Origin of the sequence: Labrenzia sp. OB1 (assembly GCF_001624695.1) — a bacterium.
Lineage (GTDB): Bacteria > Pseudomonadota > Alphaproteobacteria > Rhizobiales > Stappiaceae > Roseibium.
The window spans coordinates 24294-50408 of sequence record NZ_JSEP01000003.1 but is presented as its reverse complement, the minus strand read 5'-3'; the positions used below and the strand labels follow the sequence as shown (position 1 = coordinate 50408).

The window sequence follows — 26115 nt, the reverse complement described above, 5'->3', positions numbered from 1 at the left end:
AACGAGTTTTCGGGGTCGCAAGATGGCGTCCGGATCGTTTGCCGCCGACGGCCATCTGTCCGTCGGCGGCAGTCATCACTCGAAGCGGTTGGGGTGCCTAAAAATGCACCGATCTGGGAGCCGCCGGTTTTTGCAGCGGCGGAGCGAACTTGGTGAGATCGATCCCTTCCACGGCAGCCTTGTATTCCTCGATGCTCGGTGTTCTGCCAAGGACAGCGGACAGCACGACAACGGGAGTCGAGGCGAGGAGGGACTCGCCCTTTTTCTCCGAGGAGTCTTCAACGACACGGCCCTTGAACAGACGCGTGGACGTTGCGAGCACCGTGTCGCCTTTCGCGGCTTTCTCCTGGTTCCCCATGCACAGGTTACAGCCCGGCCGCTCGAGGTAGAGGATGTTTTCGTAGTCTGTCCGGGCGGTGCTCTTCGGTGCGGCGTCGTCGAACTCGAATCCGGAGTACTTCTGGAGAATGCTCCAGTCGCCTTCCTCTTTCAGTTCGTCGATGATGTTGTAGGTCGGGGCGGCGACCACAAGAGGCGCCTTGAACTCGACCTTGTCATTGGCCTTCTCGAGGTTCTTGAGCATCTGGGCAACAATCTTCATGTCGCCCTTGTGGACCATGCAGGAGCCGACAAATCCAAGATCAACCTTCTTCTCGCCCTTGTAGAAGGACACGGGCCGGATCGTGTCATGGGTGTATCTTTTGGAAACATCCGCATTGTTCACATCCGGGTCCGCAATCATGGGCTCGTCGATGACATCCAGATCCACGACGACTTCGGCGAAATAGCTGGCGTTGTCGTCCGGCGTCAGTGCGGGCTTCTCACCGGACCTGATCTGGCCGATCCGCTTGTCGGCAATGTCGATCAGTCCCTGAAGAACGCCGTTGCTGTTGTCCATTCCCTTGTCGATCATGATCTGAATGCGGCTCTTGGCGATCTCGAGTGAGCCGATCAACGTGTCGTCGTTGGAAATGCAGATGGATGCCTTGGCCTTCATTTCGGCTGTCCAGTCGGTGAAGGTGAACGCCTGGTCGGCGAGCAGCGTACCGATGTGGACCTCGATAATGCGTCCCTGGAAGACGTTGTCGCCGAATTGCTTCAGCATCTGGGCCTGTGTCGCATGGACCACGTCACGGAAGTCCATGTGGTTCTTCATGCTGCCCTTGAAGGTGACTTTCACCGATTCGGGGATCGGCATTGTCGCCTCCCCCGTCGCCAGAGCCAGTGCCACGGTTCCCGAATCCGCTCCGAAGGCAACGCCCTTGGACATTCTGGTATGGGAATCGCCGCCGATGATGATGGCCCAGTCATCGACCGTGATGTCGTTCAGGACCTTGTGGATCACATCCGTCATCGGATGGTAGACGTCCTTCGGGTCCCGCGCCGTGATCAGACCGAACTGGTTCATGAATTTCATCAGCTTGGGGATGTTGGCCTGCGCCTTCAGGTCCCAGACCGAGGCGGTGTGGCAGCCGGACTGGTAGGCGCCGTCGACGGTGGGGGAAATCACCATCGCGGCCATGGATTCCAGCTCCTGGGCCGTCATCAGGCCGGTGGTGTCCTGGGAGCCGACGATATTCACCTTCACACGGACATCCGATCCCGCATGCAGAACCTTGCCCTCGGTCACTCCGACGGCGTTGGCGTTGAAAATCTTCTCGACGGCTGTCAGGCCCTGGCCCTCGTGGGACACTTCCTTCGACGGCGCGAACACCGGAGGCACATCGATACCGAGGGTCTCGGCCGCGAGAGTCTGAAGTTTCTTTCCGAAGACGATGGCATAGGAGCCTCCGGCCTTCATGAACTCTACCTTCTGCGGGTTCAGGGCGGAGGAGACATCGACAAGCTCTTCATCGCCGGCTTCGTTGTAGAGCTTCCTGGTCTTGGTGTTGATCGTGAGAACGGTGCCCGTCTCGACAGAGTATTTCTGTTCAAGAACAGGGTTGTCGTCATTGTTCAGAATTGGATTGCCGTCGTCGTCGAGTTTCTTGACCCAGTTCTTCAGGTCAATGCCGATGCCGCCGGTCACACCGACGGTTGTCAGGAAAATGGGCGAAATGCCATTGGTACCGGCGACAACCGGGGCAATGTTCACAAAAGGAACATAGGGGCTTGCCTGTTTGCCGGTCCAAAGGGCGACGTTGTTGACGCCGGACATCCGGGAGGAGCCCACGCCCATCGTTCCCTTTTCGGCGATCAGCATCACGCGCTTGTCCGGATGCTGCAGCTTAAGCGCCTCGATTTCCTTTTGCGCAGCCTCGGAAATCATGCACTTGCCATGCAGCTCCCTGTCGGAGCGCGAATGCGCCTGGTTTCCGGGAGACAGAAGGTCGGTGGAGATATCCCCTTCGCCCGCAACGTAGGTGACGACCTTGATTTCTTCCTCAAGGTCGGGAAGCTTGGTGAAAAACTCGGCCTGCGCATAGCTTTCGAGGATGTCCCGGGCGATTTCATTGCCTGCCTCAAAGGCAACCTTCAGCCGGTCCGTGTCCGCCTCGTAGAGAAAGACCTGCGTCTTGAGAACTTCGGCGGCGTCCCTGGCGACGGATTTATCGTCCCCGAGAGCCAGATCGAGCAGAACTTCGACAGAGGGACCGCCTTTCATGTGAGACAGAAGCTCAAAGGCAAAGGATTTCCCGATTTCTTCAACAACGACTGTGCCGAGAATGATCTCTTTCAGGAATTTCGCCTTTTCGCCGGCGGCGCTCGTCGTTCCGGGCAATGTGTTGTAGATGAAGAACTTGAGGGACTGCTCCCTGTGTTCATGCCGGGGATCCCTGATCTGGGCGACGATCTCTTGCACGAGGGCGCCATCCTCAATGGGCTTGGGATGCAGGTCCTGGCCTTTGCGAGTTTCGATCTCATTCAGGTAGTCTGTGTACAAGCTCATGATGATCCCGGCGTCCTGATGGTTTGAATCCGACATTTGCATCTTTGTACCTGACTCCGATTGCAAATTTCTGAATCTCTAAAACCTCTAGAAATTAAATGTTTCCAGCGGATCCTTGAAAATTGACACTTGAACCGGAGACAAGCCGCAATCGGGTTTCAAACGTCAAATTCGATCCACTCGTTCTGGATGAAGCTCGTCTGCCGGGTCGCTGTCTGTCTGGCGAGCGGAAACAAGCTGGCTGAGCGCGGTTCTAGTTCAGTATACAATGGTATGCAATATCTTTATACATTCCGGATGAGGATGTGGTTCGATTGTCGTATCTGCGGCCGATGTGGTGCCCGCGGGCCGGAACACCCCTTTTAAAACAGCCGCGGGCATCCAATTTATGGGTAGGATGCGGTGTGGCGATATCTGGTTAAGGAAGCCAAAGGTTGCTATTAGGGACGGCGCATCGACTTGCGGCGGCGGATGAGGGAGAGGCTCTCAATCGTATACCCCGCGAAACTGCTTCGGACGGCAGAGCGTTTTGGCTCCGCGTCGGGGGCGATGAGAGACTACGCCAGGTACCGGATCGGACGCGGCCCGGGCCAGCGGACACATAAGGAGATCGCGCGCAGTGACCCAGTCCATCGATAGCTTCAAGTGCAAGAAAACACTGACCGCCGGGGGCAAGACCTATACCTATTTCTCCATTCCTGAAGCAGAGAAGAACGGCCTGGAAGGCGTTTCCAGACTGCCGTTTTCGCTGAAAGTCGTTCTGGAAAATCTGCTGCGCTTCGAAGACGGGCGCACGGTCACCAGAGAAGACATTCTTGCCTGTGCCGAATGGCTGAAGACCCGCAAGTCCTCTCAAGAGATCTCCTATCGCCCGGCCCGGGTTCTGATGCAGGACTTCACAGGTGTTCCGGCCGTGGTCGACCTTGCCGCCATGCGCGACGCGGCTGTGAAGCTCGGCGGTGATCCGGAAAAGGTCAATCCGCTGGTGCCGGTCGATCTCGTCATCGATCACTCGGTGATGATCGACTATTTCGGCACCCAGGACGCCTTCAGGAAAAACGTCGAACTTGAATACGAGCGTAACCAGGAACGCTATGAGTTCCTGCGCTGGGGCCAGTCCGCGTTCAACAACTTCCGTGCGGTGCCCCCGGGAACCGGTATCTGCCATCAGGTGAACCTGGAATATCTTGCCCAGACCGTCTGGACAAAGGAAGAGGACGGCGAAACCGTTGCCTATCCGGACACGCTGGTCGGCACGGACAGCCACACCACCATGGTCAACGGCTTGGCGGTTCTTGGCTGGGGTGTCGGCGGCATCGAGGCGGAAGCGGCCATGCTCGGCCAGCCGATCTCCATGCTGATTCCGGAAGTTGTCGGCTTCAGGCTGACCGGCAAGCTCAATGAAGGCATCACCGCGACCGATCTTGTGCTGCGCGTCGTCGAAATGCTGCGCAAGAAGGGCGTCGTCGGCAAGTTCGTCGAGTTCTACGGACCGGGCCTCGACAATCTCAGCCTGGAAGATTCAGCCACCATCGCCAACATGGCGCCGGAATACGGCGCGACCTGCGGCTTCTTCCCGGTCGATGCCGATACGTTGAAATATCTGGAAGCCACCGGCCGCGACAAGGACCGCGTCGCACTGGTCGAGGAATATGCCAAGGCTCAGGGCATGTACCGTTCAGGCAGCGAGGAGCCGGTCTTCACCGACACGCTGGAACTCGACATCTCCACTGTCGTTCCGGCCATCTCCGGACCGAAGCGTCCGCAGGACCGCATCAACCTTGCCGACGCCGCGGCCGGCTTCGCCAAAACCATGGCGGAGGAGTTCAAGAAGGCGGGCGAGCTGTCCAAGCGCGTTGCCGTGGAAGGCAAGGACTTCGATCTCGGCAATGGCGATGTGGTCATCGCGGCGATCACGTCCTGCACCAACACGTCCAACCCGTCTGTGCTGATTGGCGCGGGCCTTGTCGCCCGCAACGCCCTGAAGAAGGGCCTCAAGGTCAAACCGTGGGTGAAAACCTCGCTGGCACCGGGCTCCCAGGTGGTGACGGACTATCTGGAAAAGGCGGGTGTCCAGGACGATCTCGACGGGCTCGGCTTCACGCTGGCCGGTTACGGCTGCACCACCTGTATCGGCAACTCCGGACCTCTGGATCCGGCGATTTCCAAGGCAATCAACGACAACGACCTGATCGCCTGCTCGGTGCTTTCCGGCAACCGCAACTTCGAAGGCCGGGTGAACCCGGATGTGCGCGCCAACTACCTGGCCTCACCGCCGCTGGTCGTCGCCTATGCCATCGCCGGGAACCTGAACATCGACATCACACAGGATTCCCTTGGTGACGATCAGGACGGCAACCCGGTTTACCTGAAGGACATCTGGCCGACCACGGCTGAGATCACCGATCTGATCCGGTCCTCCATCAACGAGGAAATGTTCCGCGAGCGCTACGGCGACGTCTTCAAGGGCGACGAGCACTGGCAGGCGATCAAGGTGGAAGGTGGCATGACCTATGGCTGGCCGGCAGCCTCGACCTACGTGCAGAACCCGCCCTATTTCGAGTGCATGACCATGGAGCCGAAGCCGCTTCAGGACATCAAGGGCGCGGCGATCATGGGGCTTTTCCTGGATTCGATTACCACCGACCACATTTCTCCGGCCGGCAACATCAAGGCCGACAGTCCCGCCGGCACCTATCTGGCGGAACACCAGGTCGCCCAGAAGGACTTCAACTCCTATGGCGCCCGCCGTGGCAACCACCAGGTGATGATGCGCGGCACCTTCGCCAACATCCGTATCAAGAACCAGATGGTTCCGGGTGTCGAAGGCGGCGTCACCATGAAGGACGGCGAGAAGAAGTGGATCTACGACGCCTGCATGGAATATCAGGAAGCCGGTATTCCCCTGGTCGTCTTCGCCGGCAAGGAATACGGCACGGGGTCTTCCCGTGACTGGGCCGCGAAAGGCACCACGCTGCTTGGCGTCAGGGCCGTGATCGCCCAGTCGTTCGAGCGTATCCATCGCTCCAACCTGGTCGGCATGGGCGTCATCCCGCTCACCTTCAAGGAAGGCGAGAGCTGGCAGTCGCACAACATCACCGGCAAGGAACGCGTGACCATCCTGGGCATCGCCGACATCAAGCCGCGTCAGATGATGGATGTGGAAGTCACCTACGAGGACGGCACCAAAAAAACCATCGAGTGTCTGTGCCGTGTCGATACGGAAGACGAGCTGGAATACATCAAGGCCGGCGGCATCCTGCACTACGTGCTGCGGAATCTGGTGACGAGCTGATCATTCCGATCAGCTTTTCGACGATGATTTCAACGGGCCCTCGGGGCCCGTTTTGTTATTTGCCTCCAATTGTCGATTCCGGCAAGTTAGACAGCATCTCAACTGGAGGTTTCCAAATGCATGAAGCCAAGCCACCCGAGCTCGCCCACATCGCCCCTGTCTTTCCGGTCAGCAACGTCGCTGGGGCCGTCGCCTATTACCGCGACAAGCTGCTGTTTGACGTCCGTTTCGAGTGGGCGGACAAGGACGGCGATCCAGTGCGATATGCTATTCTGGGCCGGGACAAGATCGAACTGCATCTGACGGCAGGCGATAATCCGCACGCCAGAACCGCATATTGTTTTGTCGATGGTGTCGACGGGTATTACGCCCTTGCATCAAACGCCGGAGCCAATATCACCGAGGACATAGTCGACCAGCCCTGGGAAATGCGGGAATTCGAGACAAGGGATCCCGACGGCAATGTGCTTCTTTTCGGCGAACATCTGAGCCGGATAACCGACTGAGTCATTTCCAGATGACTCCGGTCCAGATGACTCCGGCTTTTCCGGTGTCATCTTCGGCCAGATCGGAGATCCACCCGTTTCGAGAGCAGGTTGGTGCACCTCTGCCCCCCAGACGTCAGGACACCAAGGCTCCAGGGTTCGGGATCGTGACGACGCAGATAACCGGAAAGGCACCCGGGCTTACCTTACCCGGACCGGTGTGTCCCCGCGAAGATTCTTGGCGATGCGGTAAAGCCTGTGGTTAATTCATGGTTCCGGGCAATCCAGACGGGAGTGGGGCATGGTCAATCTTGTGGTGTGTTGCGATGGAACCTGGGCGACGCCGGACAATATGGACGAGGGTATTCCGGCCCCGACCAATGTGGTGAAAATCCACGCCGCGATCAGCGCGGCCGATGCTTCCGGCGGCAAGCAGGAAAAGTACTATCACGCGGGCGTCGGGACGGAAGGCGGCTGGTGGAAGAGGCTTCTCGGCGGCGGGATCGGTGCCGGCCTCGACCGCAATATCAAGAGTGCCTACAAATGGCTCGCGGGGGTCTATCAGCCGGGAGACGCCGTCTTTCTGTTCGGATTCAGCAGGGGCGCCTACACCGTCAGAAGCCTGGCGGGGATGATTTCCGCATGTGGACTGCTCGATTTGAGCGAAGAGGGATTGCCGGATGAGATCGTCTGGGCTCGGGTGGATGAAGTCTTTGCCAACTACCGCAGAACGGAGCAGAACCGGAGAAGCCTGAGGCATCTGGCGTTTCACAACACCGGGCCGGGACTGGACGGTGCCGGGAAGACACCGGTCCACTTCCTCGGCGTATGGGATACGGTCGGGTCTCTCGGCATTCCGGACGAGCTCGCGCTGCTGAACCTTTTCGACGATCCCGCCAAGCATTCCTTTCACGATGCGGAGCTGAGCGACACCGTTGCCTTCGCGCGGCACGCCATTGCCATGGACGAGCCCCGTTCGACATTTTCTGCGACCTTGTGGACGAAGTTCGCGGCGCGGACGGATGTCCGGCAGATCTGGTTTCCCGGTGCGCATTCCGATGTGGGAGGAGGCTACGCCCGCAAGGGGCTTCCCGATGGGGCTCTCAAATGGATGATCGAAGAAGCGGCGGCCTGCGGTCTTGCCTTCCGTCCGGAGGCCGTGGCCCAGATTGCTCCCGACCCTCGGGACGTGCTGCACGATTCCGTCATGGGGTTCTACAAGAAGCTGAAGTCGCGGCCGCGAAGCGTGCCTTGTATCACCGATCCGGATTCGGGTCCGGCGTTTCATTCGTCCGCTCTGGAACGGCATGGAAATCCGCCTCTGACCCAATCCGTCTACTGGCCGACGCAGCGGCTGAACGTGGGGCAGAAACTCACGATGGATATCTTCGCCCGCGATAAATGGAATGCGACCGGGCTGTTTTTGAAGGCCGGCGAAGACTATCGCTTCTCGGCGTCGGGCCAGTGGGTGGATGCCACCATCAAGTGCGGTCCGGAAGGCACGAAGGACGGAGACTTTCAGGCGGGCGAAGTCATTCACCTGGCCGCTTCCGCCTGGGGACAGGTGGAGAAGGTGTTCAAGGCCTTGTCCGGTAACCCGCAAACCGATTTCTGGCTCACCCGGCGGGAAGGAGGCATGCCCTGGTTTTCGCTCGTCGGGGTTGTTGCCAACGGGATCAGCACGGATGAAACGGGAAACGCGGTCCCGCATGAAAGCCTCCTGATCGGCAAAGGCGCGCAGATCTCTCCGAAGGGGGACGGATATCTTTATGCTTTCGCAAACGATGCCTGGCAGGCGTACGGCAACAACCGGGGCAGCGTAAAACTGACGGTCGAGCGGATCAGGTAGTCTCTCCTCACGCAGTCGGCCGGTTTCCCGGCCACCTGCGTGAGGTTCTCGCGGCTTTCCTACAGTTTCAAATTCAGGTCGATCACCGCCCGTTTGCCGATCCGGTTCGAGCCCCAGGAGGCTTCGATCTTCTTATCCGGATCGGCGGGGTCGCGCGCCTGGACCTTGATCACATAGGGGCCGTCAACCGGCACGGAATAGCCGCCGCTTTGAGGGAAGCGGGATTTGTTCCGGAAAAACAGCGACTTCAAAGGAGACATCTTGCCGTCTCCGGGTATCGTGCCGATGACCGCGGCCTCACCCTCCTTGCCGAACAGCACATCCACGGGCCCTGTCGCGTTCTCGCGGGTCAGCGTAACCGATATCCAGGCCTCATCCTCTTTCTTCGGTCCCTTGATTTCCGCCGGCGCTTCGATCGGCCTGAAGCCGAGTGCCCTGAGGATACGGTTCACGCCCGCGCTGCCGCCGGCAATGATCATCGCGGTCAGGATATAGCCGGGCGGAGTGTTCTGCTCGGGGTTCGCCGGCTGGGTGTAGATGTTGAAGAGGTTGGTCACGACGTCGAGATTGAACATCAGCACGAGGGTCAGGGAAAAGGCAAAGGCGATGACGGCATTGGCCGACGACGTATCGAACTGGCGCAGGTAGGGCCGCCAACGGAAAATGAGCTGAAGACCGCTTTCCACCAGGACAGCGATAATGAACAGGACGAATACGGCCTTGAAAGACTCGTTGTAGATCTCGTCGCTGCCGAAAGCGCCTGGTCCGTCTTTCAGGTCGACTGTTACGGTCACGGTCTCATCCGGTTTGCCGGCGAGCTTGTAGGTGACGGTGTCGGTGGAGACTTCACCTTGCTTGGGCGGGAAGTATATCAGCGCATTTTCGTTGCCACCCACGTTCGATATCACGTCAACGGTGCCATATTTGGCTTCGCGTGCGATGAACGTTTCCGTAGACCGAGTGATTTGCAAGGCTCCGTTCGGAGGGGCCTTGAGGACCACCTCGGCCAGAGCATTTGCGCCTGTCAGCAACGGCAGCAAAAGCAGTGCTGTCAGGATCAGCAGGACTCTTTTGCCGACCCCGGTGGACTGAATAAGATTCCGATCCATGTCTCCCCCACTTTCTGAAATCCCGGCGCTCGATTTACCGGTTCAAGGGCCGGTATTTCCGGCCGCTGCAATTCAAAAATCTTTTGCGCGGACAATACCGCTGAACGCGTTTTATAAAATTCGCGGAGTTTCAAATGCAGTGTTGCAATTTTGAGGCGAAAAATGAAGGTGGAATTTGTGCTGAGGTCATGACCGGCCGCACGAAGACTGTTTCCCAACGGGCGAAACCGCCGTATCGGTAAGCAGATTTCAGCGACAGAGGTCTAAAGGACGTCGTTCTACTTCACTTGCAATCGCGTCGCCGCAACAAGCCTTCCGTAGGCAAGCGGCGAAGGAATTTGCCGCAAGCCGAGCGTGTCATGCCCAGATCGCCATCCTCAGTCCGCGCTCGTCCCGCCGATAGTCTTTCGGAAACGGTTCCGCCTGCCCGAGGAGAATTCGCTCCGCGATCAGGCTGTTGGCGGCCGCGTCCAGGATGTCGTCGCGGCCGCATCCGCGCGGCGGCTTCTGATCCAGGAAAGTCCGGTCAAGACCTTTGGAAACCAGAAGATCCCGTCTCTGATCGAGACCTTCCGGATTGGGTCGGCTCTTGATCTTTTTCGGCAGGCTCATTTCCCGCTCGCCGTTCAGCCTCCAGAAGGCCAGCTCCGGGTGCACCTCATGAACACGAGCCTCAAGCTGCGGCGTCATCTGGACGTCGATCTCCCGGATTTTGGGAAATAGATAAAAGCATTGTTTGGAGACTTTTTTCGGCGGTTGCGATGTTTTCTGTGCCGTTTCACAGGCCGCCGGATAATCGTCCTCGTAGACGGCGGGGCGTGATGGCACGGCGAAGACGGAGGACTGCCGCTGTCCCAGATGGTTTCGCGCCGCCTTCTCCGGACCGCGGCCCCCGGGGCCGATGTTGTCGAGAAGGCCGATGGGCATGTCGACCGCGATGATCCGCACAAAAGGCTCGCAGGCGAGCAGGTCGGCGAATGCGGGGAAAAACCGGAGCTCAAGGTCTCGCGGGTTATTCAGATTGCGCAGAGCGGCGATCCAGCCGGCCTTGCAGCCGTCGATCCCCGCCACCCACAGGCCGGTGCTGTCAGGCACGGGCCCTGGTTTCCATAACCCGGCGCGAGGTCACCAGCGCCATGGCCCGGACGACCGACTGCTGTTCCTCCGCGAACAGCAGCTCGTCGGCGCCTCTTCGGACGCTTCTGGCCACCAGTTCGAATACGGAAGCCGAGGCGCGCTTGAGGGCTTCCTCGTCCTCCAGTCCGGCGAGCAGATTGGCGAGAAACAGTCCGGCAATCAGATCGCCGGTGCCTTTGGGAGGATCTGCGATGACGGCATGTTCCGCGGCAACGGCACCGTGCGGCCCCGCAAGCAGGTTAGCAATGGCGTTGCGGCGGAGCGCAGGGGAAGAAGTGACCATGACACGCTCGTTGCCGAGATGGCGCGCGGCCGCCAGCGCCTGCAGTTCGCTCTCGATTTCCCGTCCGGTCAGCCAGCCGAGTTCGAAACAATTGGGCGTGACGATATCCGCAAGCGGGATCAATCGATCCCGGATGGCCTCGGCGGTCGCCTCGGGGACATAAAGCCCGCTGCCTCCGGCAGGAGAAAAATCACCGATGACCGGATCGCAGAGATAGGGTGCCTGCGGATTGGCCTCCCTGACCGCCTTCACGATGCCTTCAATGGCTTCTGCCTGCGCGGCGTTGCCGAGATACCCGGAGATAACCGCACCGATCTCGCCAAGTCCGGGCGCGTTGGCAAGATCCTGCGCAATCGCGGCAAAATCATCGGACGGGGGGACGATCCGTGTGCCGCTGCCCTGGCCCGGGTGCCAGGGAAGCAGAATGGTCGGCAGGAACCAGACGTCGTGCCCAACACGCTCGAGCGCGAATGTCAGCCCGCGGCCACTGATGCCGCCGCGCACGACCTGCGAGGTGATGACAAGGATCGGCTTTTTCTGCGGCACGGGGGCTCCCGGCGGTTGCGTCATCGTCGGCTACTTTCCGGATCAGGTTCTTTGTGGAGGGTCAGGCGGCGTCGGAAGACGATTTGCTTCCGGTTCCGTACCGCTTTTCGATGTAGTCCAGCACCATTTTCTTGAACTCGCCGGCAATGCCCGGTCCGCGCAGTGTGGTGACTTTCTCGCCATCCACGAAAACCGGTGCCGACGGGGTCTCGCCGGTGCCGGGCAGCGAGATGCCGATGTCGGCGTGTTTGGATTCGCCCGGCCCGTTGACGATACAGCCCATCACAGCGACATTGAGACTTTCGACGCCGGGATATTCTTCACGCCATTTCGGCATGGAAACGCGGATATGGTCCTCGATGTCTGACGCCAGTTCCTGGAACACCGTCGAAGTGGTGCGCCCGCATCCGGGACAGGCGGCAACGACCGGAACGAAGGCGCGGAAGCCCATCACCTGCAGCAGTTCCTGCGCCACCTGCACCTCGCGGGTGCGGTCGCCTCCCGGTTCCGGCGTCAATGATACGCGGATCGTGTCTCCGATGCCCTGCTGCAGCAGAATGCCCATGGAGGCGGCCGAGGAAACGATGCCCTTGCTGCCCATGCCAGCTTCCGTGAGGCCAAGGTGAAGCGCGTAATCGCACCGGCGGGCGAGGTCGGCATAAACGGCAATCAGGTCCTGGACCTGGCTGACCTTTGCGGACAGGATGATCCTGTCGCGGCCCATGCCAAGAGCCTCGGCGCGTTCGGCAGACAGGATGCCGGACTGGATGATCGCCTCGCGCATCACGGACGCGGCCGAAACCGGACTGGTGCTTTCCGCGTTTTCGTCCATCAGCTTCGTTAGCAGCTCCTGGTCGAGCGACCCCCAATTGACGCCGATGCGCACCGGCTTGTCGTGTTTCAGGGCAATCTCGATGATCTGGGAGAACTGCGTGTCGCGCTTGGCCTTGAAGCCGACATTGCCCGGATTGATCCGGTATTTTGCGAGCGCCTTGGCGCAGTCCGGATAGTCGGCCAGAAGCTTGTGGCCAATATAGTGGAAATCGCCGACCAGCGGCACATCGACACCGAGGCGGTCCAGCCGCTCGCGGATGCGCGGCACCTGAACCGCCGCTTCCGGCCGGTCGACCGTAATGCGCACGATTTCAGAGCCGGCCCTGGCGAGCGCCGAAACCTGGGCAACGGTCGCGTCGGCGTCGGCTGTGTCGGTGTTGGTCATCGACTGCACGACAACCGGTGCGTCGCCGCCGACCATCACATTGCCGACCATCACGCCAACCGATTTGCGCCGGGGCAGGGATTTTGCAAAATCATCAATCATGACTGGAACCACAGGGTCATTGGTCTTGAGCTCATGGACACATACATGAGGGAACTCGGTCCGCTTTTCCAGCGCATGATTAGGCGGTGAGGCGAAAAAGGGCAATGGGGGGCGGTTTCCGCCGGTCGAATGCGGTCGTTTTTCGTCCGGAGCGGCGGAGTGTCACGCCAGATGCGCACTGGCGTTCGTTGTCCGGCGCCCTGCTGGCGCAGCCCTGCAAAACGGGTATCCTGCGGCAACCCATGTCAAACTTCTGAAGGCAGCACATGTTCATCACGGTTCTGGAACGGTCCCTCTCTCTGGCGCAGCACAATATCGGCACGCTGCTCAGGACAGGTTGGGCCTATATCCTGCTGCTTGTCGCTCTCAACTTCGCCGTCGGGGGCGCGCTGATGCCGGAAAGCGGGTTCAAGACCGTGTCCTACATGACGGAACCGGTTGCCGCCGTCGATGAGGGCGCCCTGCGTCTCTTGGCGGCGGTCGCCAATCTTCTGGTCGGTTTTTCGATCGCCATCGCCTATGTCCGCAAAATCCTGATTGATGCGAGGGACTTTCCCGTCACTTTCGGCGGGCGCACCCTGCGGGTGATCCTCAACCAGATCATTCTTGCCCTGATCGGCCTCCTGTCGCTCATCCCTCTGGCGATTGTCGCGCTGCTTCTTGCGGCCGTGACGGCGGGTGCGGGCCTGCTGCTTTTCTTTCTGGCGCCCTTCATCGCATTGATGGTGGTTCAGCGGCTCTCGGTCATCTTGCCGGCGGCGGCGCTTGATGATCCGCTCACCTTGAAGGAAAGTTGGCGGGCGACGTCCGGTCTCGGCTGGGCCATGGCATTTTCCGCACTGGTCATGAGCCTGCTCGCAGGGTTTCTGGTGTTTGCCTGGGCGTTGCTGCTGGGCATCAGCGACGGGCTCCTGCCGGCAAGCGTGCTTTGGCAGCAGATCCGCTCTGCGGTGTTTCCAATGGGTACAATGCTGATCCTTGTCTGGGCGTTCGCCAGCCTTCACGCCACATTCTACGGTCTTATCCGGGAACGTTTCGCCGAGCGGCTTGGTCTGAAGCCCGCCGACTACGTCAGGGCGGGGGAGCAGAAGGCCGTTGCGAGCGCGCGGGCCCGCAAGGCACTCGATCGCGTCCAGCGTTTGCGCCGACGCTAGAAAACCGGTCCATACCGGAGCGGAACGGTCTGGAATTGTCCGCCGATCATTTTTGTCATTGCAATGTTGCGGTGCGGCACCAACTGGTGGAATGATGCATTGGAAAAATTTCAGTTCTCGGGAGTTCCATCATGCTTTCCAATAAAACCGCCGTTGTAACCGGTTCCACTTCGGGGATCGGCCTTGGCTGCGCCCGCGCTTTTGCGGAAAAAGGGGCCAATGTCGTCATCAACGGTCTTGGCGATGCGGCGGAAATCGAACGGACACGCGCTGCCATCGAGGCCGATTTCGGTGTTCGCTGCGTGTATTCTCCCGCCAACATGCTGAAGGGTGACGAGATCGCCGCCATGATTGCCGACGCGGAAAAGGAATTCGGGTCGGTGGATATTCTGGTCAACAATGCGGGCATCCAGTTCGTCTCGCCGGTGGACGAGTTTCCGGTCGAAAAGTGGGACGCGATCATCGCGATCAACCTGACGTCCGCTTTTCACGGCATCCGGGCAGCCCTCCCGGGTATGAAAAAGAGGGGGTGGGGCCGGGTCATCAACACCGCGTCTGCGCATGCTCTCGTCGCCTCGCCGTTCAAATCCGCTTATGTCGCCGCCAAACACGGCATCGCCGGCCTGACGAAAACGGTCGCGCTGGAAGTGGCCCAGCAGGGCATTACAGTGAATGCCATCTGCCCCGGTTACGTCTGGACGCCGTTGGTGGAAGCGCAGATCCCCGACACGATGAAGGCGCGCAACATGACCGAGGAAGAGGTCAAGAAAGACGTAATGCTGGCCGCCCAGCCGACCAAGCAGTTCGTGACCATCGAACAGGTTGCAGGATACGCGGTGTTCCTGTGTTCCGACACAGCCTCTTCGATCACCGGCTCCGTGCTGCCGATGGATGGCGGATGGACGGCACAGTAAAGGGCACTGGGGTTCCAGGTCCTCGTGAAAATGCCGAAGGAGGGCCGCCGTGAGCGCACCGAAGAAGATAAACCTCGCCCTGCAGGGCGGTGGTGCGCATGGCGCGTTTACCTGGGGTGTTCTGGACTGGTTTCTGGAAGATAACCGCTTTGTCATAGATGCGATTACCGGAACGTCCGCAGGCGCGATGAATGCGGTTGTTCTGGTCAGCGGCATGGAGGAAGGCGGCGAGGCAGGCGCGCGGGAAAGCCTGGAAAAATTCTGGCGCGAGGTCAGCAGCCATGCTCACTTCAGTCCGATCCAGCGCTCCCCCCTGGATGTGCTCCTCGGCCAGTGGAGCCTCGATTTTTCTCCGAGCTACCTTTATTTCGACGTGATGTCGCGGTTTGCCTCTCCCTATGAACTCAACCCATTCAACGTCAATCCCCTGCGCGACGTGGTGGCGAAGGCCGTGAACTTCGACAAGGTGCAATCCTGCGACGCGGTGAAGCTCTTCATTTCAGCAACCAATGTCTTCACGGGGAAGATCAGGATCTTCACCCACAAGGAAGTGACCCTGGATGCGGTGATGGCGTCGGCCTGCCTGCCGCATCTTTATCAGGCGGTGGAAATTGACGGGGAACCATATTGGGATGGCGGTTACATGGGCAATCCGCCGCTCTATCCGCTGTTCTACGAGACCAGAACGCCGGATGTGGTGCTCATCCAGATCAATCCCCTGGAGCGGCGGGAAGTGCCGAAGAGCGCGCGGGAAATTCTCAATCGCGTCAACGAGATCAGCTTCAATTCGACGCTGTTGCGGGAACTCAGGGCCATCGACTTTGTCTCCCGGCTGATCGAGGAGGAGAAACTGTCGCGGGAAGACTACATGAAGGTGCATATGCACCGGATTACCGCCACGGAACTGAAACCGCTGCAGGCCTCATCGAAACTGAATGCCGAATGGGCGTTTCTGACCGAGTTGCGCGACATCGGCCGCAAGACCGCCCGGGAGTGGCTTGACCGTCATTACGACGATATCGGCAAACGCTCGACGATCGATCTGCGAAGCGAGTTTTCCTGATTTGACAGGGGCGGGGGGACAGTGCGGCGTTAACCCTCTCTTAGCCAAGTTTGCAAGTGGCATTGCAAATTGCAATGCAGGGACGGTGAAGACTTCCTGAACGGAATCAGCATCTTGTGTGTTGTGTTTCAGACGCGGCCAGATCTGGGCGTTTGGCCGGGAAATCAGCTTGGCAAGGCTTTTGCGTTGGAAATGGCACGCTGATTGTCAGGTAGTGCGTCGTCAGCGAAAAGTGGACGGAAGAAGCGGGCAAATGCGACCCCGCCTGCTTCTTCCTTCCCACAAGGATCCGGCGGGAGCCGCTCATCGTCGTTGGGCATGTTCCATAGTTGCTGCCGCAGACCTTATGTCTTTTTCATATAAATTCGATTTTTGGGGTGGTAACTGTTCTTAAATTGCCGTCTTGGCGACCTATTTCTAGAGCAGCCTGTGTTCATTCGAATGCGGACAGGACGCTCTGACAGTTTACGACCGGTCGATATTCTGCTTTCGGCGCCCGGCCGAACGACTGCAGACCGATTTTTTTGGCTTACGGGAAAAGGGATTTGCGATGAGCGACAGGATGACCCGGTTTCTGACAGGTTGCCTTGGTGCACTGACGGTGATGGCCGGTTCGGGAGGCGCCGTTGCAGTGGAGGCCATGGCGGCGAGTGACGTGGCACGCATCGCGGAGATCACCGACAACGGCGGCTGTCCCCGTTGCGACCTGGAACTGGCGGAGCTCCGGGCGCTGACGGTGACGAACGCAAACTTCTACAGGGCGAATTTGCGCGAGGTCGACCTGAAGGAGGCCGTGCTTCCGGGTGCAGACTTCCGCGAAACGGATCTTCGCCGTACGGAAGCCGAACGGGCGGATTTTTCCGGCGCCAATTTCTCTGGTGCCAGCATGAGATCAGTCGATCTGGAAAAGGCCAATCTGACAAACGCCAATCTTCAGGACGTGGATCTGAGAGATGCGGACATGAACTCCAGCATTCTCAGCGGCGCAAATTTTGACGGGGCGGACCTCAGGAACGTCACGCTCATCCGCTCCGTCGCGAATGGGGCGACCTTCAAGGAAGCGAAACTGGACGGGGTCAATCTGGAACGGGTGGAACTCACAGGCGCCAATTTCCAGAATGCGCGTCTCCGCCATGCAAAGCTCGACCGTATCAACGCGCGGGGCGCGGATTTTTCCGGTGCGGATTTAACCAATGTCCGGCTGGTCAGTTCCGATCTGAGCGGCGCCAATCTGACCGGTGTCGATTTTGAAGGGGCGCTGTTGCGCCGGACGCGTCTGCCGGGTGCCGATCTGACTGGCGCCAGAAACCTGAACCCAAGCCGGATTCTGGGTGCCTGCGGAGATGCCGCCACCAAGCTTCCAAGCGGCATAACGCTGATTGATTGCGCTTACTGACACCCGCGGGCCAGCTTGATTCCAGGTGTCTTACAGCCGCCATAGCTGCGGTCGGAGGGTGCTGACAAAACCTTCCCGATCCCCTCCGCTAGAGGATGGGCGTGCAAGGCGTATTTACGTTTGAGAGGGTGTCACACGCTTTCGCCGGCCGGATCCAATTGACCTTGGCCCGGAGGTTGTCAGAACAGCGCTGTGTTTCTAAGTGCCTGTCGCGCTGAATTGAATTCAGGGAACAACCCGAACGCATTTGCAATGCAAACGCTGCCTCGGGTGTTCTCCGGAATAGTTGAATCCGTCTAAACGCGACACGCTTTAGAACAGGTCGAACGCGAAGCGGTAGCTCACACCGACGCCGACACTGAACTGGTTCTCGCTGCCGCCTTCGGCAATCGGGCTGTCGGCGGCATCGCCGATCAGACGGTCGTAGCCACCTTGAAGGTGGAGACGGACGTCGTCGTTCCAGTCGTAGCTGGCGCGGGCCGACACGCCGACGCTCTTGAAGCCGGCGCCGGGGTTGTAGGCCTTCAGGCGTCCGCCGCTGTTGGCGGCTTCAGAGGCGCTGACACCGAAATAGGTGTCCATGTAGTCCTCGGACGCAAAATCGGCGCGCGGGCCGAAGCTGACTTCCCATTTTTCATGCGGATAGATGATCCCGTCGAGGCCGAGCTGTCCAACCTGACCGTGGTGTCCGTTGATCCCCTGACGCAATTCCGCGAAGCCACGGAAGTGCTCGGTGCGATACCCGCCGCCAAGCCCGAGCTCAAGCGCCCAGTCAACGGTTTTGGTGCCGCGCAGATCCGCACTGTCGCTGGCTTTGCGTTCGCCGATGTAGTTGAAGGCCGGATACACGAAAGGTCCGGTTCTGCGCTGTCCGTCGTTTACCTGGCCAAGACCGGGAACGTAAAAGCGACCGATGGAGATAATCGGGAAAGGATAGATCAGATAGCTGTCCGAAGCTTCGTAACGCGGTTTAACCATCGCACCGACACCGAGATCGATCACAAACTGCTTGTTTGCGTCCTTTGCGGAAATCTGGCCGCTTTCGGCCAAAGCTGCGCCAGACATGGCGCTCAGGGAAAGGGCCAGTGCAGCGCGCGACAACAGCTTCATCATTATGATCACATCCATTGGAATCCGTTGGTGGGACAATAGCACGAGTAAAGGTTATGGAAAGCCTAAGGAATCGAGGTTGTGCGAAACTGTTGCATTTGGGCATCTGGACACCCTTTCAGCGAGGCAGGCGGGCAAACAAATCCGCGTTAGAAGATGCCGCGCCTTGCAGCTTTTCCCTCTTGCAGCTACATGAGGACCAAGACAGATCCTGAACGGCAACGGACAAGACCATGACAGCCCTTTTCAACGTCATTCTTATCGCACTTGAACTCTACACATACGTGATCATTGCCTCTGCGATCTTCTCGTGGCTCTTTGCCTTCAATATCGTCAATTCGAACAATCAGGTCATCAACGCGATCGGCCGTGTTCTCTACAATCTGACGGAGCCCGCCTTTCGTCCCATCCGCCGGTTTCTGCCGGATCTGGGCGGAGTCGATATCTCCCCGGTGATCCTGCTGTTGCTCATCATTTTCCTCCGCCAGATCATCATCATCAATCTGATGCCGATGTTCGCCGGATATTGATCGCCTGACAGTAATCGCATGAACAAAGCCCGGGCTATCTGGTCCGGGCTTTGTGTTTGTTTACAACCATTTATCGGTCATTCCAGCTCAGGGGCGATGCAGCTATCGTTGCGGATCGTCTTGTATGACACGGCAAGAACCGCCCGGCCCGCCTCGCGCATTCGAAGAACGTTTCTTTTCCGGTCCGCAATGATTTCGAGGAATTTGAGGCTTTCAAGTCTGTACCGCGTTCAACAGAGCCGATGACGCGGGCATGGCAGGCCTTGATCAGAAAGCTGAAACCCAAGCACTTCTCGTCCGCGGCCTAATCTTCCAGTTTGCGGGCTTCGTCCGGCAGCATGATGGGGATGCCGTTGCGGATCGGATAGGCAAGCCTGGCCGAGCGGGAAACCAGTTCCTGCTTCTGCGCGTCATATTCCAGCGTCGACTTGGTGAGGGGGCAGACGAGGAGTTCAAGAAGCTTCCGGTCGACGGGGCGTTCCGCGGGTTCTGTCATGAGATTGGTCTTTCTGTCGTACGTGCTTGCTTCGCCCTGCCCGCCCGCAGTATCGCATCCCGGCAAAGTCGGGAGGTCTACTGCAATGTGGATCCGCCGTCGTTCTGGGACTTGGCGAGGTCCATCTCGGTGATGGCGATAAGAGTTTCGGCGCGGGTCTTCAGGTCGCGGGCTTCCAGCAGCGCCTGCTTTTCCTGCGGGCCATAAGGGCACATCATACAAAGCGCGTTCACCAGGACTTCCGTTTCGGCTTCCGAAACGCTGCGCCAGTCGGCTTCCAGATTGTTGGCGTCGAGATAGTCGCGCAGGGTCTTCAAAAGGCCATGCCGGTCGACGTCTTCCTCGCCTTCGCCGCATTTGAGATCATGAGCGAAGGGCGCGAAGTCGCATTCCACCTGACGGAACCCGGAATAGGAACTCTTCTCTCTGCCGAGGGCGAAGCGGGTGACGCCCTGAAGGGTGATCAGATATCGCCCGTCGCCGGTCTCCTGAAAGCTGGTCAGGCGGCCGACGCAGCCGACGCTTGCCAGCACCGGGTTGTCCTGGTCGTCGGCATTGCTGTCCGGAGACGGCTGGACCACACCGATCAGCCTGTTGCCTCCCAGGGCCGCATCGACCATGTCGATATAGCGCTGTTCGAAGATGTTCAGCGGCAACTGGGTTCTGGGGAGCAGCAGGGCACCGGGCAGGGGAAATACGGGCAGGATCGGCGGCAGATCCGCGATCGTTTCGTAAATGGCATTTCCCGCCTGCATTTCCCCGCCTTTCCTGTTGTCTTCATGAGGATCCGGCGCCTGCGCATCCCTGGATGTGTCAGGCTGTCCATGACCTAATGTGTGGCTCGATCGGCAATCGTCAAGAAAACAGCACCGCCGAAAGCTTGCGGCGGCCATAGGCGCTGGCCGGGTCCTTGAAGCCCCAGGCTTCGAAGAACTGCAGCAACTGCGTGCGGGCACCGTCCTCTTTCCATTCCCGGTCGCGGCGGACAATCTCGATAAGCTGATCGACAGCGCCGTTCTTGTCGCCCTTGCCGTTCAGCCCGAGCGCCAGGTCGAACCGGGCCTGAAGATCGAGCGGATCTTTTTCGATCCGGTCCTGAAGGTCGGCCAGATCGCCGAGAGAAGCCGCCTGTTCCGCCAGATCGAGCGCCGTCTTTGCCGCGATATAGGCCTCCTCGGAACGTTTTTCCTCAGGCACGAGCTCGAGGGCCTGTTTGGCGCGCTCCGGCTCGCCGGCGGCCAGATAACACTGGGCGAGGCCCGCGATGGCCCTGGTGTTGTCCGGCTCCATCTGCATGACGGCCCCGAAGTGCTGGGCGGCCTGGGCGAAGTCTCCGGTGGCGAGCAGTTCTTCCGCCTGTTCCAGGTGCACCTCCGCCTCGTTCACGGGGGCCGGGCCGGCGACCTTTTCGATGAAGGCCTTGACCTGGCTTTCCTGCTGCGCACCCATGAAACCGTCGACCGGCTGGCCGTCCTTGAAGGCGACGACCGCCGGAATCGACTGGATGCCCATCTGACCGGGAATCTCGGGATGCTCGTCGATATTCATCTTGGCGAGCTTGACCCTGCCGCCGGCGGCCTTCACCTCGGCCTCGATGATCGGTGTCAACTGCTTGCAGGGGCCGCACCAGGGCGCCCAGAAGTCGACCAGCACGACCTGATGGCGGGAGGCTTCCATGACGTCCGCCATGAAGGTCTCGGTGGTGACGTCGAAAACCAGATCGCCGCCCGCTGGAGCGCCGCCGCCGCCGCCTCCGGACGCGCCCTGTCCACCCGTCTGTCCCCCGTAGCCGCCACCCATGCTGCCACCGAAACCGCCGCCTATCTGGCCGCCCATGGTGTAATTGCCGTTGCTCATCTGTCCGCCTCGTTTCTGTGGTCCGTGTCTGCCGCGCCCGGACCGAAAGTGGTAACCGCCAAAGGGTCGATTTGGCTCATAACATGGAGCCGATGCACCCGAATTACAAACGCCCGCTGTGCGGGCCTCAAAACCCGGCCTCTGCCGCCTCTTCGCTGACCGCGAGGACGCGGACGGAGTGGCCGCAGGCATCGGCGAATTTCATCAGGTCGTCCGCCTGAAGGGATGTGGTCGCATTATTCCTGAGCGGATGAAAGTTGAGAACATTGTGCTGCATCATTGCCGCGTCGAATACCGGTGTGACCCGCTGTGCATCCCGGTCGTTGATCAGCGAGAAAGGTGTCACCGATCCCGGTTCCACGCCCAGCACCTCCATGAGAAGATCCGCATTGCCGAAAGACACGCGCCCCCGGGCGTCAATGATCTGGTGGATCTTCTTGAGGTCGATCTGCGCATCGTGCAGCGCCACGATCAGGAACAGGCGGCCCTTCTTGTCCTTTACGAACAGGTTCTTGGTGTGCCCGCCGGGAATGCGTTCATGCAGATCGCCGGATTCCGCCACGGTGAAGACAGGGTCGTGATCGACCGTGGTCACATCGATATCGAGTTCCCCGAAAAAGTTCATCAGGTCTTCGCGGCTTGCCGGCATGCTGTTTTCCCAGGTCCTGGTAAGGGCGGAAGCTTGCCTCCTCGAGCTCCCGGCTCCGGGCAAACTTCAATCCCTGAAAATCGAACAGGTTTTGCGTTTTTCATGGCGTTGCATGAAAACAGCCTGATCTAGCGCGTTTCCGCATTAGGCCACAAGGGCGAATTGGCAGACTATAGTGCTGAATTCCGTGGTTTTTCAGCGGAGTGCGGCACAGGAAATCCACAAAAAGAGAGGGCAGAAAAATTCTGCAGATTCGGTGTTGCAATCCGTCCCGGCTTGGTTCATATACAGCGCCACCGACGCCGGGGCCTTACTTCCCAGGCGGTCAGGTCGCTGTGCGGGCGTAGCTCAGGGGTAGAGCACAACCTTGCCAAGGTTGGGGTCGTGGGTTCGAATCCCATCGCCCGCTCCAGATTTCAAAAGGACCTGGGAGAGATCCCGGGTCCTTTTTCGTTTTCACGAAACCTCTCCTTTTTACATAGATGGTCATGTTGTCAGATCGGTCAGCGCTTTCAAGGCTTTGCCCGGCCTGACTGATTTGCTGCTTGGTAGTAAGCGGGTCGATGTCACTCGCCTCCCGCTTTAAAATGCACTGGTGTGAAAACAGTCCGGACAGCTTCTGCTATGCATCACTTGTATTTTTGATGGCAATTATGAAACAAATGTTGCAAGCGATGGAAAAGGCGTTAGGATTTGATCCATGGAGACGCCGCCGCTTGCAGATGTGATCATCAATTCCTTTGACGGTTATTCCGCCGAAGTCAGGAAAGCCGCGCGGTTCGTGCTCGACAATCCGCGCGATGTGGCGCTTCTGTCCATGCGGGAGCAGGCCCGCCGGGCGGGGGTGCAGCCCTCGACCATGATGCGGCTGGCGAAGCAGCTCGGGTTTGAAGGCTTCGACCCCGTGCGCGATGCCTATGCGGACGCCATGCGAAATCCGGCAACCGGTTTCGAGGACAAGGCGCGCGATCAGCAGCGTCTGCAGGATCTCGGCGGCGATCAGGCGCTCGCGGCGAAGATTGTCGCTTCTGTCACCCGGCAGCTGCAAGCGCTGTCGGCGGCGGAACAGCTTGTCACCCTGAGCGATGCGGCGACGCTTCTGGCCGGGTCCCGGCGTGTCTATTGCCTCGGGCTGCGCGCCAGCCACCCGATCGCGTGGCAGCTCAATTACATCCTGTCGCTCGTCGGCGACAAATCGGTCCTGCTGGACGACATCGCCAACACCGGATCGGACCGGATCCGGTTCGCTGGCAAGGAGGACGTGCTTTTCGCCGTCACCGTCGCGCCTTATACCCAGCTGACGCTGGATATCGTCGATTACGCGCACAAGCAGGGTGTACCTGTCGTCGCCCTGACGGACAGTCCCGTCTCGCCTCTGGCAAAGCGCGCCACCATAACGATCGCAACAACAACGGAGAGCCCCTCTTTCTACCATTCGATGACACCCGCCTTTTTGCTTGCAGAAATCCTGGCCGTTCTGGTCGCCGGTCAGGGAGAAAAAGAAACACTGGAAGCACTCAGGCAGGTGGATTCCTATCATGCGAGCCTCGGCACGCATGCAACTAAACGGCCCCATCCCATCGCGACCCAAACAAAAGACGTTCGATGACGCATCTTCTTCACCGATCTATTCAGTCCGACCTTCCGGTCGCCGCCCGCGGTGAAGGGGTTTTCATATTTGACCGGGACGGGAAGGCCTATCTCGACGCCTCGGGCGGCGCCGCGGTCTCCAGTCTCGGTCATGGTCATCCGGATGTCCTCAAGGCGCTTCACGCGCAACTGGACACTATGGCCTTTGCCCATACGGGCTTCTTCACCACAGAGGTGGCCGAAGAGCTGGCGGACCGGTTGGTCGAGACCGCCCCGGAGGGTCTGGAAAAGGCCTATCTGGTCAGCGGCGGCTCGGAGGCCGTGGAGGCGGCTCTGAAGATGGCGCGCCAGTATTTCGTGGAAACCGGCCAGCCAGGACGCAGGCATGTGATTGCCCGCCGTCAGAGCTATCACGGCAACACGCTGGGGGCGCTCGCGGCCGGCGGCAACGCCTTGCGGCGGACGCAGTTCAGCCCGCTGCTCATCGAAACCCATCACATTGCCCCCTGCTACGCCTACCGGCATCAGCATGAGGGTGAGACCCCGGAGAACTATGGCGCACGCGCCGCCGGAGAGCTGGAGGACCAGATCCTGGCGCTGGGCACAGATCAGGTCATGGCGTTCGTGGCCGAGCCGGTTGTCGGTGCGACCAGCGGTGCGGTGCCTCCGGCGCCGGGGTATTTCCGCAAGATCCGCGAGATCTGCGACCGCTACGGCGTCCTGCTTGTTCTCGACGAGGTCATGTGCGGCATGGGCCGCACGGGAACGCTGCATGCCTGCGAGCAGGAAGGCGTCAGTCCGGACCTCCTGGTCATCGCCAAGGGACTCGGCGGCGGCTATCAGCCGATCGGGGCAGCGCTGCTCAGCGGAAAGATTTTCGAGGCGTTCGAACAGGGGAGCGGGTTCTTCCAGCACGGACACACCTATATGGGCCACCCGATGGCGGCGGCGGCCGGGCTTGCGGTGCAGAACATCATCAGGCGCGACAACCTTCTGGCGAATGTCATGGCCGTGGGAGCCCATCTGACGGATTGCCTTGGGCAACGTTTCGGGCAGAATCCTCGCGTCGGAGACATTCGCGGCCGGGGGCTGTTCCAGGCGATCGAGCTTGTCGAAAACAAGGAAACAAAGGCGCCGTTCGATCCGGCGCTCAAGATTCACGCACACATCAAGCGCGAGGCCATGCAGCGGGGTTTGATGGTTTATCCGATGGGAGGAACGATCGACGGACGGAACGGGGATCACGTGCTGATCGCGCCGCCTTTCATCTCAACCAGGTCTGATATAGAGACAATTGTTGACCGCCTCGGCGCTGCAGTCGATGCGGCGCTGCAGCCGATGTAGAGGGTGTCCTTGCGTAAAATTTCGCATAGTATGGTTGCAGCAAAGTCTTTCACAGCCTGCCCGGGCTGTGCTCAGGGGGCGAGGAGGAACCGCGCCCGATACCATAAGAACAGGGGAAACTAATGAAACTCATGTACTCCGTAATCGCCGGGGCATTCGCTCTCGGTATGAGCGCGTCGGCAGCGACCGCGGAAGAATATATCTCCATCGGAACCGGTGGTGTCACCGGCGTGTATTATCCGACCGGCGGGGCGATCTGCCGCCTGGTGAACAAGGACCGCAAGCAACATGGCATCCGTTGCTCGGCGGAATCCACAGGCGGATCTGTCTATAACATCAACACCGTCCGCGCCGGTGAACTTGAATTCGGCGTTGCCCAGTCGGACTGGCAGTATCACGCCTATCACGGCACGTCCAAGTTCGAGGATCAGGGGCCGTTCGAGAAAGAACGCTCGGTGTTCTCCGTCCATCCCGAACCGTTCACCCTGATCGCCCGCAAAGGCTCCGGTATCACCGGTTTCGCGGACATCAAGGGCAAGAAGGTGAATGTCGGCAACGCCGGTTCGGGCCAGCGCGCCACGATGGAAGTCGTCATGGATGCTTTTGGCATGACCATGGATGACCTTGCCCTGGCGGCGGAGCTGAAAGGCTCGGAAATGGCCCAGGCGATCTGCGACGGCAAGATCGACGCGATGATCTACACCGTCGGTCATCCGGCAGCGGCCATCACGGAAGCGGCAACCACCTGCGATGTCGAAATCGTATCGGTGTCGGGCGAGCCGATCGATAAACTCGTCTCGGACAATCCCTACTACCGCGTGGCGACCATTCCGGGTGGCATGTACAGGGGCACCGACAATGACGTGAACACCTTCGGCGTCGGCGCCACCTTCATCTCCTCCTCCGATGTGTCCGACGAAGTCGTCTACACCGTCGTCAAGGCGGTCTTTGACAATTTCGACGCCTTCAAGAAGCTGCATCCGGCTTTCGCCAACCTCAAGGAAGAAGAAATGATCAAGGACGGCCTGTCCGCTCCTCTTCATCCGGGTGCCGTGAAATACTACACGGAACGCGGCTGGATGTGATCTTCCGCCAAT

21 protein-coding genes and 1 tRNA gene are annotated in these 26115 nt (G+C 59.6%); 12 read left to right on the top strand and 10 right to left on the bottom strand.

Annotated elements, in window-relative coordinates:
• Positions 1 to 97 precede the first annotated feature (97 nt).
• Positions 98 to 2890, bottom strand: a complete 2793-nt coding sequence (locus OA90_RS04690) for a bifunctional aconitate hydratase 2/2-methylisocitrate dehydratase (RefSeq protein ID WP_068408696.1) — start codon at positions 2888 to 2890, stop codon at positions 98 to 100.
• Between the two features lie 619 nt (positions 2891 to 3509).
• Between OA90_RS04690 and acnA the strand changes: the two genes are divergently transcribed.
• From acnA to OA90_RS04675, 3 genes are all read left to right on the top strand, one after another.
• The gene (gene acnA, locus OA90_RS04685; RefSeq protein ID WP_068408026.1) at positions 3510 to 6185 is read left to right on the top strand and encodes an aconitate hydratase AcnA; all 2676 of its coding nucleotides are present in this window, start codon (positions 3510 to 3512) and stop codon (positions 6183 to 6185) included.
• Positions 6186 to 6301: 116 nt separating this feature from the next.
• Positions 6302 to 6691 (top strand): VOC family protein, encoded by a 390-nt coding sequence (locus tag OA90_RS04680; protein ID WP_068408024.1) that lies wholly within the window; start codon positions 6302 to 6304, stop codon positions 6689 to 6691.
• 280 nt (positions 6692 to 6971) lie between these two features.
• Positions 6972 to 8519, top strand: a complete 1548-nt coding sequence (locus tag OA90_RS04675; protein ID WP_068408023.1) for a DUF2235 domain-containing protein — start codon at positions 6972 to 6974, stop codon at positions 8517 to 8519.
• 59 nt (positions 8520 to 8578) lie between these two features.
• Here OA90_RS04675 and OA90_RS04670 read toward each other — a convergent pair whose 3' ends face one another.
• From OA90_RS04670 to ispG, 4 genes are all read right to left on the bottom strand, one after another.
• Positions 8579 to 9628, bottom strand: a complete 1050-nt coding sequence (locus OA90_RS04670) for a hypothetical protein (RefSeq protein ID WP_068408021.1) — start codon at positions 9626 to 9628, stop codon at positions 8579 to 8581.
• Between the two features lie 357 nt (positions 9629 to 9985).
• Positions 9986 to 10723 (bottom strand): DUF429 domain-containing protein, encoded by a 738-nt coding sequence (locus tag OA90_RS04665; RefSeq protein ID WP_068408018.1) that lies wholly within the window; start codon positions 10721 to 10723, stop codon positions 9986 to 9988.
• On the bottom strand, positions 10716 to 11618 hold the full coding sequence (gene pdxY / locus OA90_RS04660; RefSeq protein ID WP_068408016.1) for a pyridoxal kinase: 903 nt from the start codon (positions 11616 to 11618) through the stop codon (positions 10716 to 10718). Before pdxY ends, OA90_RS04665 begins: the two co-directional genes overlap by 8 nt.
• A gap of 37 nt (positions 11619 to 11655) precedes the next feature.
• Positions 11656 to 12915: a flavodoxin-dependent (E)-4-hydroxy-3-methylbut-2-enyl-diphosphate synthase gene (gene ispG / locus OA90_RS04655; RefSeq protein WP_068408014.1), complete on the bottom strand. Its 1260-nt coding sequence runs from the start codon at positions 12913 to 12915 to the stop codon at positions 11656 to 11658.
• Between the two features lie 266 nt (positions 12916 to 13181).
• On the opposite strand from ispG, the gene OA90_RS04650 reads away from it, so the two are divergent.
• The 4 genes from OA90_RS04650 (at position 13182) to OA90_RS04635 (ending at position 17442) form a co-directional block, all read left to right on the top strand.
• Complete coding sequence (locus OA90_RS04650) at positions 13182 to 14069, top strand: 4-hydroxy-3-methylbut-2-en-1-yl diphosphate synthase (RefSeq protein WP_068408012.1); 888 nt, start codon at positions 13182 to 13184, stop codon at positions 14067 to 14069.
• A 131-nt stretch (positions 14070 to 14200) separates the two neighbouring features.
• Positions 14201 to 14983: a 3-hydroxybutyrate dehydrogenase gene (locus tag OA90_RS04645; protein ID WP_068408010.1), complete on the top strand. Its 783-nt coding sequence runs from the start codon at positions 14201 to 14203 to the stop codon at positions 14981 to 14983.
• 49 nt (positions 14984 to 15032) lie between these two features.
• Positions 15033 to 16046, top strand: coding sequence for a patatin-like phospholipase family protein (locus tag OA90_RS04640; RefSeq protein ID WP_068408008.1), 1014 nt, complete (start codon positions 15033 to 15035; stop codon positions 16044 to 16046).
• Positions 16047 to 16596: 550 nt separating this feature from the next.
• Entirely contained in the window at positions 16597 to 17442 is an 846-nt protein-coding gene (locus tag OA90_RS04635; RefSeq protein ID WP_068408006.1) for a pentapeptide repeat-containing protein, read from the top strand.
• Between the two features lie 312 nt (positions 17443 to 17754).
• Here the strand turns inward: OA90_RS04635 and OA90_RS04630 are convergent, their stop codons facing one another.
• Positions 17755 to 18555 carry a MipA/OmpV family protein gene (locus OA90_RS04630; RefSeq protein WP_068408694.1) on the bottom strand — a complete coding sequence of 267 codons (801 nt, stop codon included), beginning with the start codon at positions 18553 to 18555 and terminating at the stop codon, positions 17755 to 17757.
• Between the two features lie 230 nt (positions 18556 to 18785).
• Here OA90_RS04630 and OA90_RS04625 point away from each other — a divergent pair, with 230 nt between their 5' ends.
• Positions 18786 to 19082: a YggT family protein gene (locus OA90_RS04625; protein WP_068408005.1), complete on the top strand. Its 297-nt coding sequence runs from the start codon at positions 18786 to 18788 to the stop codon at positions 19080 to 19082.
• Positions 19083 to 19386: 304 nt separating this feature from the next.
• On the opposite strand, the gene OA90_RS04620 is transcribed toward OA90_RS04625, so the two are convergent.
• The 4 genes from OA90_RS04620 to OA90_RS04605 form a co-directional block, all read right to left on the bottom strand.
• Positions 19387 to 19578, bottom strand: a complete 192-nt coding sequence (locus tag OA90_RS04620; protein WP_068408002.1) for a Trm112 family protein — start codon at positions 19576 to 19578, stop codon at positions 19387 to 19389.
• Positions 19579 to 19655: 77 nt separating this feature from the next.
• Complete coding sequence (locus OA90_RS04615; protein WP_068408000.1) at positions 19656 to 20333, bottom strand: LON peptidase substrate-binding domain-containing protein; 678 nt, start codon at positions 20331 to 20333, stop codon at positions 19656 to 19658.
• Positions 20334 to 20433: 100 nt separating this feature from the next.
• A complete protein-coding gene (trxA, locus tag OA90_RS04610) occupies positions 20434 to 21435 on the bottom strand; it encodes a thioredoxin (RefSeq protein WP_082836846.1) in 1002 nt (333 codons plus the stop codon).
• Between the two features lie 127 nt (positions 21436 to 21562).
• On the bottom strand, positions 21563 to 22084 hold the full coding sequence (locus tag OA90_RS04605) for a prolyl-tRNA synthetase associated domain-containing protein (RefSeq protein ID WP_068407997.1): 522 nt from the start codon (positions 22082 to 22084) through the stop codon (positions 21563 to 21565).
• 337 nt (positions 22085 to 22421) lie between these two features.
• Between OA90_RS04605 and OA90_RS04600 the strand changes: the two genes are divergently transcribed.
• The 4 genes from OA90_RS04600 (at position 22422) to OA90_RS04585 (ending at position 26103) form a co-directional block, all read left to right on the top strand.
• Positions 22422 to 22496, top strand: a tRNA-Gly gene (locus tag OA90_RS04600).
• Positions 22497 to 22784: 288 nt separating this feature from the next.
• Complete coding sequence (locus OA90_RS04595; protein ID WP_068407995.1) at positions 22785 to 23693, top strand: MurR/RpiR family transcriptional regulator; 909 nt, start codon at positions 22785 to 22787, stop codon at positions 23691 to 23693.
• Complete coding sequence (locus OA90_RS04590) at positions 23690 to 25018, top strand: aspartate aminotransferase family protein (RefSeq protein ID WP_068407993.1); 1329 nt, start codon at positions 23690 to 23692, stop codon at positions 25016 to 25018. Before OA90_RS04595 ends, OA90_RS04590 begins: the two co-directional genes overlap by 4 nt.
• 131 nt (positions 25019 to 25149) lie before the next feature.
• The gene (locus OA90_RS04585) at positions 25150 to 26103 is read left to right on the top strand and encodes a TAXI family TRAP transporter solute-binding subunit (RefSeq protein WP_244274554.1); all 954 of its coding nucleotides are present in this window, start codon (positions 25150 to 25152) and stop codon (positions 26101 to 26103) included.
• Positions 26104 to 26115: the final 12 nt, after the last annotated feature.

Excerpts from the sequence above, each read along its gene's own strand:
- OA90_RS04635 (WP_068408006.1), top strand. The coding sequence starts at position 16,597 with ATGAGCGACAGGATGACCCGGTTTCTGACAGGTTGCCTTGGTGCACTG.
- ispG (WP_068408014.1), bottom strand. The coding sequence starts at position 12,915 with ATGATTGATGATTTTGCAAAATCCCTGCCCCGGCGCAAATCGGTTGGC.
- OA90_RS04680 (WP_068408024.1), top strand. The coding sequence starts at position 6,302 with ATGCATGAAGCCAAGCCACCCGAGCTCGCCCACATCGCCCCTGTCTTT.
- trxA (WP_082836846.1), bottom strand. The coding sequence starts at position 21,435 with ATGAGCAACGGCAATTACACCATGGGCGGCCAGATAGGCGGCGGTTTC.
- OA90_RS04605 (WP_068407997.1), bottom strand. The coding sequence starts at position 22,084 with ATGCCGGCAAGCCGCGAAGACCTGATGAACTTTTTCGGGGAACTCGAT.
- OA90_RS04615 (WP_068408000.1), bottom strand. The coding sequence starts at position 20,333 with ATGCAGGCGGGAAATGCCATTTACGAAACGATCGCGGATCTGCCGCCG.
- OA90_RS04690 (WP_068408696.1), bottom strand. The coding sequence starts at position 2,890 with ATGAGCTTGTACACAGACTACCTGAATGAGATCGAAACTCGCAAAGGC.
- OA90_RS04675 (WP_068408023.1), top strand. The coding sequence starts at position 6,972 with ATGGTCAATCTTGTGGTGTGTTGCGATGGAACCTGGGCGACGCCGGAC.
- OA90_RS04650 (WP_068408012.1), top strand. The coding sequence starts at position 13,182 with ATGTTCATCACGGTTCTGGAACGGTCCCTCTCTCTGGCGCAGCACAAT.
- OA90_RS04590 (WP_068407993.1), top strand. The coding sequence starts at position 23,690 with ATGACGCATCTTCTTCACCGATCTATTCAGTCCGACCTTCCGGTCGCC.
- OA90_RS04630 (WP_068408694.1), bottom strand. The coding sequence starts at position 18,555 with ATGATGAAGCTGTTGTCGCGCGCTGCACTGGCCCTTTCCCTGAGCGCC.
- OA90_RS04670 (WP_068408021.1), bottom strand. The coding sequence starts at position 9,628 with ATGGATCGGAATCTTATTCAGTCCACCGGGGTCGGCAAAAGAGTCCTG.
- OA90_RS04585 (WP_244274554.1), top strand. The coding sequence starts at position 25,150 with ATGTACTCCGTAATCGCCGGGGCATTCGCTCTCGGTATGAGCGCGTCG.
- OA90_RS04595 (WP_068407995.1), top strand. The coding sequence starts at position 22,785 with ATGGAGACGCCGCCGCTTGCAGATGTGATCATCAATTCCTTTGACGGT.
- OA90_RS04625 (WP_068408005.1), top strand. The coding sequence starts at position 18,786 with ATGACAGCCCTTTTCAACGTCATTCTTATCGCACTTGAACTCTACACA.
- pdxY (WP_068408016.1), bottom strand. The coding sequence starts at position 11,618 with ATGACGCAACCGCCGGGAGCCCCCGTGCCGCAGAAAAAGCCGATCCTT.
- OA90_RS04620 (WP_068408002.1), bottom strand. The coding sequence starts at position 19,578 with ATGACAGAACCCGCGGAACGCCCCGTCGACCGGAAGCTTCTTGAACTC.
- OA90_RS04645 (WP_068408010.1), top strand. The coding sequence starts at position 14,201 with ATGCTTTCCAATAAAACCGCCGTTGTAACCGGTTCCACTTCGGGGATC.